The organism is Anabaena subtropica FACHB-260, from assembly GCF_014697105.1.
GTDB lineage: Bacteria > Cyanobacteriota > Cyanobacteriia > Cyanobacteriales > Nostocaceae > Trichormus > Trichormus subtropicus.
Map to the genome: position 1 here is coordinate 35,315 of NZ_JACJRF010000030.1, position 12,060 is coordinate 47,374.

17 protein-coding genes and 1 pseudogene are annotated in these 12,060 nt (G+C 41.3%); 9 read left to right on the top strand and 9 right to left on the bottom strand.

The window, feature by feature from the left end:
* The first annotated feature begins 51 nt into the window (after positions 1 to 51).
* The 3 genes from H6G18_RS16650 (at position 52) to H6G18_RS25085 (ending at position 1,657) form a co-directional block, all read left to right on the top strand.
* A complete protein-coding gene (locus H6G18_RS16650; RefSeq protein WP_190408215.1) occupies positions 52 to 534 on the top strand; it encodes a DUF4174 domain-containing protein in 483 nt (160 codons plus the stop codon).
* Positions 535 to 664: 130 nt separating this feature from the next.
* Entirely contained in the window at positions 665 to 1,303 is a 639-nt protein-coding gene (locus H6G18_RS16655) for a glutathione S-transferase family protein (protein WP_190408216.1), read from the top strand.
* A gap of 222 nt (positions 1,304 to 1,525) precedes the next feature.
* Positions 1,526 to 1,657 carry a hypothetical protein gene (locus H6G18_RS25085; RefSeq protein WP_277875605.1) on the top strand — a complete coding sequence of 44 codons (132 nt, stop codon included), beginning with the start codon at positions 1,526 to 1,528 and terminating at the stop codon, positions 1,655 to 1,657.
* 98 nt (positions 1,658 to 1,755) lie between these two features.
* On the opposite strand, the gene H6G18_RS16660 is transcribed toward H6G18_RS25085, so the two are convergent.
* Positions 1,756 to 2,868, bottom strand: a complete 1,113-nt coding sequence (locus tag H6G18_RS16660; protein ID WP_190408217.1) for a hypothetical protein — start codon at positions 2,866 to 2,868, stop codon at positions 1,756 to 1,758.
* A 314-nt stretch (positions 2,869 to 3,182) separates the two neighbouring features.
* On the opposite strand from H6G18_RS16660, the gene H6G18_RS16665 reads away from it, so the two are divergent.
* The 4 genes from H6G18_RS16665 to H6G18_RS16680 all read left to right on the top strand — a co-directional run bounded on the left by H6G18_RS16665 (position 3,183) and on the right by H6G18_RS16680 (position 5,654).
* On the top strand, positions 3,183 to 3,644 hold the full coding sequence (locus H6G18_RS16665) for a VOC family protein (protein WP_190408218.1): 462 nt from the start codon (positions 3,183 to 3,185) through the stop codon (positions 3,642 to 3,644).
* Positions 3,645 to 3,972: 328 nt separating this feature from the next.
* Positions 3,973 to 4,341, top strand: coding sequence for a Crp/Fnr family transcriptional regulator (locus tag H6G18_RS16670; RefSeq protein ID WP_190408219.1), 369 nt, complete (start codon positions 3,973 to 3,975; stop codon positions 4,339 to 4,341).
* 28 nt (positions 4,342 to 4,369) lie between these two features.
* Positions 4,370 to 5,164: a carbonic anhydrase gene (locus H6G18_RS16675; protein WP_190408220.1), complete on the top strand. Its 795-nt coding sequence runs from the start codon at positions 4,370 to 4,372 to the stop codon at positions 5,162 to 5,164.
* Between the two features lie 172 nt (positions 5,165 to 5,336).
* A complete protein-coding gene (locus tag H6G18_RS16680) occupies positions 5,337 to 5,654 on the top strand; it encodes an RNA recognition motif domain-containing protein (protein WP_190408221.1) in 318 nt (105 codons plus the stop codon).
* A 255-nt stretch (positions 5,655 to 5,909) separates the two neighbouring features.
* Here the strand turns inward: H6G18_RS16680 and H6G18_RS16685 are convergent, their stop codons facing one another.
* From H6G18_RS16685 to H6G18_RS16695, 3 genes and pseudogenes are all read right to left on the bottom strand, one after another.
* Entirely contained in the window at positions 5,910 to 6,368 is a 459-nt protein-coding gene (locus tag H6G18_RS16685; protein ID WP_190408222.1) for a PPC domain-containing protein, read from the bottom strand.
* A 69-nt stretch (positions 6,369 to 6,437) separates the two neighbouring features.
* A pseudogene (locus tag H6G18_RS16690) lies at positions 6,438 to 7,127 on the bottom strand (ComF family protein).
* Positions 7,128 to 7,133: 6 nt separating this feature from the next.
* On the bottom strand, positions 7,134 to 7,616 hold the full coding sequence (locus tag H6G18_RS16695) for a GNAT family N-acetyltransferase (RefSeq protein WP_190408223.1): 483 nt from the start codon (positions 7,614 to 7,616) through the stop codon (positions 7,134 to 7,136).
* 301 nt (positions 7,617 to 7,917) lie between these two features.
* Between H6G18_RS16695 and H6G18_RS16700 the strand changes: the two genes are divergently transcribed.
* On the top strand, positions 7,918 to 8,367 hold the full coding sequence (locus H6G18_RS16700; RefSeq protein WP_190408224.1) for a cupredoxin domain-containing protein: 450 nt from the start codon (positions 7,918 to 7,920) through the stop codon (positions 8,365 to 8,367).
* Positions 8,368 to 8,493: 126 nt separating this feature from the next.
* Positions 8,494 to 9,321 carry a type I methionyl aminopeptidase gene (map, locus tag H6G18_RS16705; protein ID WP_190408225.1) on the top strand — a complete coding sequence of 276 codons (828 nt, stop codon included), beginning with the start codon at positions 8,494 to 8,496 and terminating at the stop codon, positions 9,319 to 9,321.
* Here the strand turns inward: map and H6G18_RS16710 are convergent.
* From H6G18_RS16710 to H6G18_RS16730, 5 genes are all read right to left on the bottom strand, one after another.
* Positions 9,318 to 10,736 (bottom strand): AtzE family amidohydrolase, encoded by a 1,419-nt coding sequence (locus H6G18_RS16710; RefSeq protein WP_242040361.1) that lies wholly within the window; start codon positions 10,734 to 10,736, stop codon positions 9,318 to 9,320. The two genes, map and H6G18_RS16710, sit on opposite strands and share 4 nt — an antisense overlap.
* Positions 10,733 to 10,921 (bottom strand): DUF4089 domain-containing protein, encoded by a 189-nt coding sequence (locus tag H6G18_RS16715; protein ID WP_190408243.1) that lies wholly within the window; start codon positions 10,919 to 10,921, stop codon positions 10,733 to 10,735. Before H6G18_RS16715 ends, H6G18_RS16710 begins: the two co-directional genes overlap by 4 nt.
* Positions 10,922 to 10,958: 37 nt before the next feature.
* On the bottom strand, positions 10,959 to 11,195 hold the full coding sequence (locus H6G18_RS24825; protein ID WP_242040362.1) for a hypothetical protein: 237 nt from the start codon (positions 11,193 to 11,195) through the stop codon (positions 10,959 to 10,961).
* Between the two features lie 179 nt (positions 11,196 to 11,374).
* Complete coding sequence (locus H6G18_RS16725; protein WP_190408226.1) at positions 11,375 to 11,614, bottom strand: DUF2281 domain-containing protein; 240 nt, start codon at positions 11,612 to 11,614, stop codon at positions 11,375 to 11,377.
* Positions 11,615 to 11,691: 77 nt separating this feature from the next.
* Complete coding sequence (locus H6G18_RS16730; RefSeq protein WP_190408227.1) at positions 11,692 to 12,039, bottom strand: DUF952 domain-containing protein; 348 nt, start codon at positions 12,037 to 12,039, stop codon at positions 11,692 to 11,694.
* Positions 12,040 to 12,060: the final 21 nt, after the last annotated feature.

Genomic DNA, 12,060 nt, shown 5'->3' on the forward strand with positions numbered 1-12,060 from the left:
GGGAAACTAATGATAGTTTGAGATGATGGAACGCTCATCTCAACCCCCGAAGTGAATAACTCAGTATTAATTGCCCTGACCCTTACCGCGTCTATAGCTCTATCGCCAATTAGCATTGGTGGTACTGCCCAAGGTTCAACCCAAGCCATCAAAATGTCTTCATTTAACCTCAGTTCCCAAAAATGGCAAAACCGCGTGCTATTAGTGTTTGCACCGTCTGTTAATAACCGTAGCTATCAACAGCAGATGCAGTTATTTAACCAGCATCAAAACGGTTTTACAGAACGGGATTTAGTTCTGGTTCAGGTTTTGGCAACAGATAAAAGCTATGCCAACGGACAGTTAATAGATGAATCTTCTGTGGCCAATTTGCGAAATCGCTTTGGAGTTGATCAAGATAATTTTCGCGTCATTTTGGTAGGCAAAGATGGTGGTGTTAAGCGTAGTGACAGTACACCAGTAAACGCCACAGCAATTTTTGAGCAAATTGACGCTATGCCCATGCGCCAGCAAGAAATGCGCTTTTCGAGGTAGAAAGTAACTTAAAAATACAAGCGAGTCAAACGCTACATTATACCCAGTACAAACCACCAGATAGATGAAGATTAGGGGAACTGATGATACTTTGAGATGAGCAAAAGCAGATAACAAAAAGTAGCTCCCAATGATTATTGTCCATCATCTCAACAACTCGCGATCGCAGCGTGTGCTATGGCTACTTGAAGAATTAGGCATCGAATACGATATCAAGTTTTACGAACGCGACCCAAAGACGATGTTAGCACCAGCATCACTGCGCCAAGTCCATCCGCTTGGCAAGTCACCAGTGATTACAGATGCACAAGTGACTGTTGCTGAGTCGGGCGCTATCATCGAATACATAGTAGAGAGCTACGGCAATGGTCAGTTAATCCCAAAATCCGGTATGCCAGAGCGTCTGCGCTACACATATTGGCTGCATTACGCCGAAGGTTCGGCAATGCCACCTCTGGTAATGAACCTCATCTTTAACCGTTTTGGGGCAGGGGATAGCAGGGCAAACGACGCATTTATCGCGCCCCAAATCAAGCTTCACTTTGATTACATAGAAGCTGAACTTGGTAAGAGTACGTGGTTTGTAGGCGAAGAATTTACCGCCGCCGATATCCAAATGAGCTTTCCTCTGGAATTGGTTGCTATGCAAGCCGAACTCATTGAGAGCCGACCAAAGATAAAGCAATTTATCGAACGCATCCATGCACGACCTGCTTACGAACGCGCCCTTGAACGTGGAGGCAAATACAACTATGCCAACAGCATTTAATAATTTAATTATCGTACAAGAGCGATATCTACGATAAGATCCGCTAACGCCTGTTTCCTGAAATTCAAGCGAGGAAACTTTGCAATAGGTAAGCGATATCTACAGATTAGCTCTACTAACCCCTACGGCACTGACCAATTTTAAAAAAAAATATTACCGAAGCTTAACTCTGTGTGAGATACAAGCCAATTATTTTGAGAGGGACTTTAAGGAAAATCTACCATGAAAAGTCTCATTCGTACACTGGCGCTTGGAGCGATCGCAGCGAGTTGTTATGTCGGTCAAGCTTATGCTGATACAATGAAAAATCCCCTCGCCCAGTCTGTACCACGCACTCATGCCAACAATACATAATCCCCACATTTTAAGTAGGGATTATGTATTGTTTAACCTCAGTTTCTTGATAGCACGTATGTACTACATATTTACCCAATCAGAAATGCAGTTTATGATTATGAGCATTGATTTTTGAGCTTGCCAATCAGAGAAGTCAGATTAATCTGAGTAGGCCAACCTTGAGGAAGATTTGCCGAATTATATCCTTTGTCTTTCAAGCCTTGAATAAATTGGTTGCGGATGTATGTGGTATCAAAAGTCCCCAGCCCATCAAAATAAACAGCAGTGAGGTGAGCAGGGTCTAAAGCCATTTCACCTTTATATACTGCACCATCGTTGGAGTCATCCCAACCCCAAGGAGCATTAGCAGAATTGTTACTACAAGTAGGTGTACCAGCACCACAACCTCCACTAGAATCGCCCTTAAAAGTTCCCCAATTAGCGAAAATCAAAGCAGAAGAACTTGATAAAGAGGCTTCATTTAATTGATGTTGCCACATTCCATTAGTGGCAAACACATCAACTAATTTATACTGCACATACCTGTCATTCCCCGAAGCTGGAAGTTCTGCTGTAGTCCCAGAAGGATAATAAATAATCCCATCTTCACTACTAGTACCTTTAAAGTTTCCAGTATAAGGCCAGGCTTTTAGTCCATGACCTTTAGCTTCTTGCGTTGTTAACGGGTGCAGTGAACCACTGTAACTATTCATTGTCAGTGTGCCATCAATACTTTCTGCACCATTTCGTAAAGGGCTACCAGTTGGAGTGTAAGAGTAGAAATCTCGATGAAATACAGTTACAGCACCCTCTAATTTACCAAAAGCTGAACCATCCTTACGAACAATTGTTAGTAAACCTTCTAAATCATTTTCATGTTCTTGATCAAAAGGAATATCAGTCCAGTCTTGGGGATGGAAAAAGGAATATGTAATGAACCAATGAGTACAAGTTTCAGCTACAGAATAGTAAGCATGAGCAGGGAGAGGATATTGCTGCATATTATCCCAATTATTTGTCCCACGCCAATCACTATCATAATCAAATCGCGTAATGTAGTCTCCACTATATTTAGTGCTATCTGTATCTTGATAGTGAATAGGGGCATGATATAAAGCTAAAGCCAAATCACTGGCAGATTGAGCAATTACTTTTGTATTTGTCAAAATACCAGTTGTTATTGCTACAAGCAGTCCAAGAGCGACAAGAAGAATTTTTCTGAAACTCATTTAGTTTCACCTTTGCTCATAAACAAGACTCAGCATAAAAGCTAATATTTAAGAATTGGTAATGACTCAGGTTATTGGTGCAATTACAAGTCCAGATGGTTTCAGGTGTGATCGCTATAGGAATTGCCTTGTCTTCGTAAAATCAATTCCGTATGATTCATCATTTCTTGTATAGTAGATGATACTGTTGGCGAATGTACTACATATTTGTAAATATAAGTATTGCGTAAGCTCAAACCTTGAATCTGTAGTTGCTGCTTTTAGTTGTAATACTTTTGTTTATGCGTTTGTAACACTTTCGCCAACAATATCCTATGGTAACTACTCCCCACTCCTTAAACAGCGTGTTAATACCGGGTAATCTGCGTAGAGTCCATCATATTGCTTTGAATGTCCAGGATATGCAAGCCTCACGTCATTTTTACGGTAATATCCTGGGTTTACATGAACTTACAGGCGATGAAGTACCAGCTACATTGGTAGAACTTGTTACAGCAGGTAAAGTTGCCAACTTTGTTACCCCTGACGGAACAATTCTAGACTTATTTTGGACACCTGATTTAGCACCACCAAACCCAGACCCAGAGCAGAGTTTTACTAGAGCATACCATCTAGCCTTTGATATCGATCCTCGCTTATTTGAGCGAGCAGTGGCAGTATTACGAGAAAATGAGATTGCGATCGCTCATGGCCCCGTCACTCGTCCTACTGGTAGAGGTGTGTACTTCTACGACCCCGATGGCTTTATGATTGAAATTCGTTGCGATCCGCAGTGATGGACTTATAAATAAAAAATATGAAGACAAATAATTAATCTAACTTAAGTAAAGGCGCAGAAATTAACCTGACCATTAAGTTAGGCTAACTTCTGCTACACTCCTTGCATATATCAAAAATAACAGTGTTTCAAATCTTATAATTGCCAAATTGCCACAAACCTTTTTTGATACTTGTTAATTTTGATACTATAGAAATACTAAATACAGACAATAATCAGCAATATTGCGGGGCTGATGCTTCAACAGAAAGTAGTATAATTTTCTCTGCTCTGATATTGCCTATCCAAAGGCTGTATCTCAATATAAAAAATCTAGGTTTGTGCTTATGTTAAGTCCTGTGTTTACCATCGCTATCTTTCAAAAGCAACCTAATCCTCAAGTATTTTCAGCAGGTCAAGTCATATTTGAAGAAGGACAGCCTGGTGATTTTATGTACGGGATTGTAGAAGGATCGGTAGATTTGTTAGTCAATGGTAAAGTTGTAGAAACAATAGAAGCAGGTGAAATATTTGGTACAGGAGTACTAGTAGGAGTCAAGAATAGGACTTATACAGCGATCGCTAAAACAGACTGTCAACTAGCTTTCTTAGATGAAAAAAGATTTCTATTTGCCGTCCAAGAAACACCAATGTTTGCTCTCAATGTACTGAGAAACTATGCAGAACGTCTCAGTCGTTTGCAGCATTTAGTTTGAGAATACATCATGTTTCAGCCCTAGTGAAATGACTAGTACTTTGCAGAGAAGGCGACTACTGAAATTGTTAGGAATGAGTTTCTTGGGAACCTCATTCTCTAGCTGTGTTACTTCCCCAGCTAGAGCGACAACTGTGAACTGGGGATATATAGGCAAAACCGGGCCAGCAAATTGGGGTGAGCTTTCACCTGAATTTCAGCTTTGTCAGATAGGACGACAACAAACACCTATTGATTTGCAGATTGCAGATGTGAAAAATGCCCACAGCAAAAATCAGGATTTGTTAGTCATTAATTATCAGCCAACGGCATTACATCTGATAAATAACGGCAAAACTATTCAGGTCAACTATAAAACCGGAAGTTATCTCAAGTATGCTCACCAAAGTTTCGAGTTACTTCAGTTCCACTTTCATCACTTCAGCGAACACCGCATCAACGGTAAGTCATATGATATGGAACTCCATTTCGTTCACCGGAGTCAAACTGGTAATTTAGCTGTAATGGGTGTTTTCTTACAAGCAGGAGCGTTTAACCCCGCACTGCAAATTATCTGGGATGCTATGCCTCAACAGCAAGGTTTAGAAACAAGAATAGAGGATATAAATATCGATGCTTCCCAATTTTTACCAGCAGAACACAGATTCTTGACCTATTCCGGCTCTCTAACAACCCCACCCTGTTCGGAAAACGTTCTCTGGTGCGTGATGGAAACACCTATCGAAGCTTCTCGCTCACAAATAGCTAAGTTTAGCCAAATCTTTCCCCATAATGCTCGTCCGCTCCAACCCCGCAACGATCGCGTAGTTATCGAAGTCCTTTAAAATATTTTTGCTAACTATACCCTGATTTTCAGTTGCTATGTCATACTAGGGAGTGAGAATTAATTCGGCGACCACGTTTGTTTTTAGTATTGACAGGCTTTTTCCTTTTGGTATTTACAGACATTTCTCCGAAATCTCAATCCCTAGACACTCATGATTTTGGAGACAGTATATGTCAATTTATGTAGGCAACCTTTCTTACGACGTTACAGAAGAAAGCTTGAATGCCGTATTTGCAGAATATGGTTCTGTGAAACGGGTTCAGCTGCCTGTAGACCGTGAAACAGGCCGCGTACGTGGCTTTGGATTTGTGGAAATGGGTAGTGACGCTGAAGAAACAGCTGCCATTGAAGCACTGGATGGTGCTGAGTGGATGGGACGTGACCTTAAAGTGAATAAGGCTAAACCCAGAGAAGACAGAGGCGGTTCCAGAGGTGGTTCCTTTGGGGGCGGTAATCGAGGCAACAATAACTTCCGTAGCCGCTATTAAGAAAAATAGATTTGTATAGGAGAATAGGGAGTTATGATTTCTATTTCCTAAATTTCCCCTTTTGCAATTTGCTTTTTTAACGCAACTTATTATTAGTATCGGCTCAAGCATTCCTGCTTGAGCTTTTTTGATGTAACATCTGCTATTAACATCTGATACCAATTCTGCAAACTCTGGCAACAGATTCAATCCTCGCAATCCAGATTAAGTCTGTCTTTATTAATTACGAATTACGAATTGATACTATTTTAATATTTATTTCATGGGTTGCAGTTTTGTCACCTTGAGTTTAAAAGGCCCAACCCCAGTTTCGCCAAACGACCGAACACGAATAATAAAAGTCCCTGTTTCGTTGATGCGAGTAAACAGTAGAGAATTACTAGTGCCATCAGGGCCATCATCATTTTCTGCTAGTGTTGAGCCATCAGGTGCTAGTAGTGTGATGATACTATCAAAACTTTCCGAAGTTAAATCAATTGCTAAATTGTCACCCTTATTCAACTTCACCGCATAATCGCGGGCAAATCCACCCAGACCGGTGGGAATGTCTTTATCAGAGAGTGCATCAGAGATTTCTTTAAAATCAGTCAAAAGAATAGGACTGTACAACTTATTTTGAGCAAATGCTGCTGTTGTACTCATGGCGATCGCCATTAACGTAGCGGGAAATATAATTATTCTTGGGAAATTCTTAGTCAGAAATTTACTGATCATTGCAAGTGATGTTCCCACAAAAACTGGGTGGTTTGGTTAATTATAGATTTGTCAGAGATAGCTTGCCCATTAATTTTTAATGTCTCTATCTTTAACAGTGGTAGCCGCCGCCGCTAACCCCAGAACAGCAATTCCATTTTGACGAAGTGTCTGCACAGCAGATTTAGCCGTAGCACCAGTGGTGTAAATATCATCTACTAACAATACTGGGGCGTTCGGACGGCCATTGCGGAAATCTTGCCCTATTGTGAAAGCTTCAGCCAAGTTATTTTCTCACTCAGATATCGATAAACCAAACTGTGCTGTCGTTTCACGAACTCTCGCCAAACCATTTAGTTTGAATTTTAGTCCAGTTGTTTGGCAAAAACTCTGGGCAATTAAGGCCGCTTGATTGTAACCTCGTTGTTTTTGCTTGCTGTCGTGGAGAGGGATCGGTACAACTACAATTTGTGTTGTTTGATGAAGAGAATTTAACAACCAGACCTCTCCTAGCCATTGTCCCAGAGGACGGGCAATTTGGGGTTGATTATCGTACTTCATCACTGCGATCGCTCTTTTGAGAATACCACCATACACACCCCAGCTAAATACTGGTATGGGCTGTTTCCACAAAGCATGAGGGTTTTTGTGATGGCACTTTTGTAACTGTCTGGTGCAGTTTAAACAAAATTCACTAGGTGTAGGTCTTTGACACAGAGGACAGTTGGATTGTAAAAATAGGTCAAGCAGACCCTGAAAATGTTGATTCCATCTGGGCATTTAAAGCTACTTGAGGAATTTGATATAGACGCGATCGCAACGTGCTGTTTCCACACCCGTAGCTGGTTCGTAGCCATGATTTTCGTACAATTTGACTGCTTCTACCAAAACGCTGGCAGTTTCAATCCAAATCTGCTGAAAACCACGAGATGTGATCGCTGCTTCTAACTGTTGTAACAAATATTTCCCCAATCCCAAACCCCTCACACTGGGTAAAAGATACATTTTCCTGATTTCTACAGCTTTTTCCCCACGATGAATCGGGTAGTATGCCCCAGTACCTACTATTTGGCTTTGGTGTTCAATTACCCAAAACTCGCCTCCAGTTACTAAGTAAGATTCTTCTACTTCCAACACATCGCGGTCAGCACCTTTGGGTTCCCAACCTAAACCGTATTCTGATAATACGTAACTAATGACTGCGGCGGCTTTAGTGCGATCGCTTTTTTGCCAGTTACGAATTAAGAAGTCTTGATAGTAGCTGTTCATTACCGTTTGTGGGTCAGGTTTGTACAGAAAAGTTTTCTGGATCTATTACCCAATTTACCCAGCATATAGCTTCTCTTGCTGATTCTAGCTCAGGTGACACTCCCAACGCATGGTATCTGGATGAGCATTCGCCTCTAGTCCCTAGTTGTTAGTGATCAAGCTGCACTCCCAACTCAGAAACGCTTTATCAGATTCTCAGCTTGGCATGAGGCATGGATAATAAGAGTTGGTAGTATTAATGTTTAATATTAAAATTATTTGCAAAAATTTAGACTCCACTAATTCACTTTGGTTACCAAAAATGCGTCAGATTTGCGTAATTTTTTCTTTAATTTTATGTTTTTTCTTCACTAACGCTAATTCTGCATTAGCGGTAAAAGAATCTAGTAATGTACTCAAGCAACCAGTTACAGAAATTAAAGTTTCTTTGGGTAATTCAGCTAATGAACTCAAGTTTGAACCAAATAACTGGGAATTAGTGGCTGGTAAACGTTATCTACTGCGCCTCAACAACCCCAGCCAACTGAAACATTATTTTACTGCCAAAGACTTCGCTGATGGGATTTGGACGCAAAAAATTGAAGCAGGCAAAGTAGAAATTAAAGGGGCAATTCATGAACTAGAACTTAAGCCTGGTGCGGAAGCTGAATGGGTGTTTGTTGCCCTCAAACCAGGCAAATATGGCTTACGCTGTCCTATACCAGGACATACTGAGGCAGGAATGACTGGGGAAATTGTGATTAGTGATTAGTCAACCATTCTTTAGTACGTATCTAGCAGCGAAAAATAAGTTAACGTAAGTATAGATATTATTTCTCAACTGGTCAGGAATAACCTGCAATTTTAGCGGCAAGGTACAAGTAATCATTGATTTCCCATGAACATTCTCACCAACTTGCTTTCTCAAACACCAAAGCCAACACCTGCAAAAAAACAACGCCGGGGTATTGAAATTAAATCACCCCGTGAAATCGATATTATGCGGCAATCGGCAAAAATTGTCGCCACCGTACTTAAAGAAATTTCTGGGTTGGTAAAACCAGGAATGACTACGGCTGACTTGGACGCTTATGCAGAAAAGCGCATCCGCGAAATGGGTGCAACACCAAGTTTTAAGGGTTATCACGGTTTTACTGGTTCTATTTGCTCAAGTATTAATAACGAAGTTGTACATGGTATCCCCAGTCATAAGAAAGTGATTCGGACTGGAGATGTATTAAAAGTAGACACAGGTGCTTATTTTCAAGGCTTTCATGGTGATTCCTGCATTACTATTGCTGTTGGTGAAGTAACTCCAGACGCTGCTAAACTGATTCGTGTAGCGGAAGAAGCCCTATATAAGGGGATTGAGCAAGTTAAAGCTGGTGCGTATTTGCTTGATTTGGCTGGAGCAATCGAGGATCATGTGAAAGTCAATGGCTTTACTGTAGTAGAAGAGTTCACAGGACACGGCGTAGGACGGAACCTACACGAAGAACCTTCTGTATTTAACTACCGCACAAGAGAAATGCCCAATGTAAAATTGCGTGCAGGAATGACATTGGCAATTGAACCAATTTTAAATGCAGGTTCCAAACACACAAGAACTTTATCCGATCGCTGGACTGCTGTAACTGTAGATAATGCTCTATCTGCCCAGTTTGAGCATACAGTTTTGGTGACAGAAACAGGTTACGAAATTCTCACCGATCGCACAAAAGTTTAATTCAATTGCGATCGCCTCTTTACGTCAAGCGATCGCTCTTTCTTCTCCTCATGACGAATTAAAACTCCTTGAGCTTCCAACACCATTGCTACCTGTAAAATTAAAACTTCATTATATGGTGCGGCTATTAACTGTACACCCAAAGGTAAAGCATTGGGGCGGTGGATTGGTACTGATAATACAGGTAAGCCAATAAAAGATAAGGGTTGGGTGAACAATCCCAAATGAGGACGTACTAGAATTTCCTCCCCGTTTAAAATCATAGTCTGTTGACCAATCAAGGGTGCTGTAATCGGTGTAGTAGGGGCGAGAATCACATCAACATTCTCAAAAACTTCACGGATGCGATCGCGGTACCATTTCCGAAAGCGTTGTGCTTGTATATACCAACTGCTAGGAATTAATGCCCCTGCCAAAAAGCGATCGCGTGTTGACGGGTCAAAATCCTGGGGACGGGTTCTTAATTTATCTAAATGTAAATTTGCCCCTTCGCTGGCTGTAATCACGAATGCGGCAGCTTTGGCGCGGTGGGCTTCTGGTAAAGTAACGTAGTTGGTCACATTTAAAGCATCTGCTACCTGCTGTACGGCTGCTAATGCTTCTGGTGTTGCACCTGTTTGGAAATAATCATCAGCGATCGCAATTCTGATCTGGGATATGTCTTGATTGAGTCTGGGTAAAGTTGGTTCTGGAGGTCGTTTAGTGCAGATAGGATCGCGATCGTCCTCTCCTTGCAGGATATCAAATATTGTGGCAATATCCTCCACCGACCGAGCAAAAGCACCAATGTGATCAAAACTACTAGAAAACAAAGCCACCCCAGCACGAGACAAACGTCCATAAGTCGGCTTGAAACCAAACACACCACACAACGCCGCCGGCACACGAATGGAACCGTTTGTATCAGAACCCAAGGTAAAAGCAACCAATCCAGCAGCCACAGCCGCAGCAGAACCACCAGAGGAACCCCCAGCCATTCGCTGTAAGTCATGGGGGTTATGGGTAGCACCATAATGAGAATTTTCTGTGACAAATCCGTAGGCGTACTCATCCATATTTAAAGCACCTACCAGGACTGCACCAGCTTGTCTGAGTTTGGCTACTGCTGTCGCATCTTGAGTTGCTGGAGGATTTTCGGCATTAATTTTCGCACCCGCCAGAGTCGTTAGACCAGCGATATCAAATAAGTTTTTCACCGCAAAAGGTACACCAGCAAGTAACCCAGGATTGTTACCTGCGGCTATTTCCCGATCAATACGTGCTGCATCGCTCAAAGCTATTTCACTAGTTACAGTCGTGAAACAGTTTAATTCTGCGTTTTGTGCTGCTATCCGCGCCAAAGCAGCTTGTGTCACCTCTACTGCGGTAACTTTGCCTTCACGTACAGCCTTGGCGATAGAGACAGCATCATTCATGGTTCAAAGACGGGTGCAGGTTCTATTGTTTCTGGTAGTGGGAATGAATTAACAAGTTGAGCGATCGCTCTTATTCTCTCAAAATTTGCCACCACCCCATCCCGATATTCATCTTTTATCGGCAAATCCAACAGCAACGCCGTTTGTTCAACATATATATTTACATCTAACTCTTGAATTGTCATCTCAGCGCCTCTGTGGTTTTTTTCGATGATATTCTGACTAATCATCTGGCATAATCACAGAAATTAATTTATTACGATTCTTGCGATAAATCCTAAAATCGCTATCAAATGTGAGCAATTCGCTTTCAGGATACAATTGTGACATTCTGACTAAACACGCATCAGCTAAGGACATAGGAACAGATTGATATCGTCGTAGCAATTCTTCAATCACGTCTGCTTCTTCGCTCAAGCAGATGGGAATTAGAAGATGTCCTTCTTTTACCAAAGACATCACACTTTCCTGACCACCGTAAATATGTCGTAATAAAAAACAAGTTTCTACAATTACAGCCTCACAAGTCAGTAAAGGTGGCTCAATTCTATCTAGAGTATTGATTATTCATTTATGTAGATTCTCTCTACGATTAATAAAAGCTACCAATGGCCCCGTATCGGGGATGACTCGCTGCTTCATTCAGTGCCAAAACCTTCCATATATTGTTTGTTAGTAGCTAAATCAGCAGGGCCGTCATCAACACAACCTGCAAATTTTTGGGCTGCCGCCAAAAATGAAATAGGTTTTTGCTCTTCTGAATTTGTCTTCTCTTGTCCTAGCTGACTCTGGAGAAACTCAATAAAATCTAATACCTCTTGCTGCTTCTCAGGCGGAAGCGATCGCATTTTTTCACTTGCAGTTTGTATAATACTCAAATTTACCTCCTGACTTCATTTCAATTCTAAACTTATACAGTTCGACTCAATTGTCATATTAGCGCCTCTGTGGTTAACTATCCTAAACTTACAACCTCTGAGGGTAACTCAAACAACCCATCTTCGCCAGGCTCAAAATTAATCACTTGATACACCGCATCAAGATTTAACTCACCATATATATGAGGGAATAATTCACCATCAGCCGCCTCATAACGAATTTCTGGATTCACAAGGTTAGAGTTAATCAGCAGTAGTATTAATCCTTTTTGATTAGCAAAAATATAATTTGCAACTTTAATCACTTGTGCTGGTTGAGAACAATGTATAAAACCTTCGGTATCCAGCGAATCAGCACGGTAGCTGCCGACATTTTTTGCTTGTTCCCATTTTTTACGTTGTGTGATGTGGAGAATAGTATTCATATTTGATTTATTAAAGTCTCG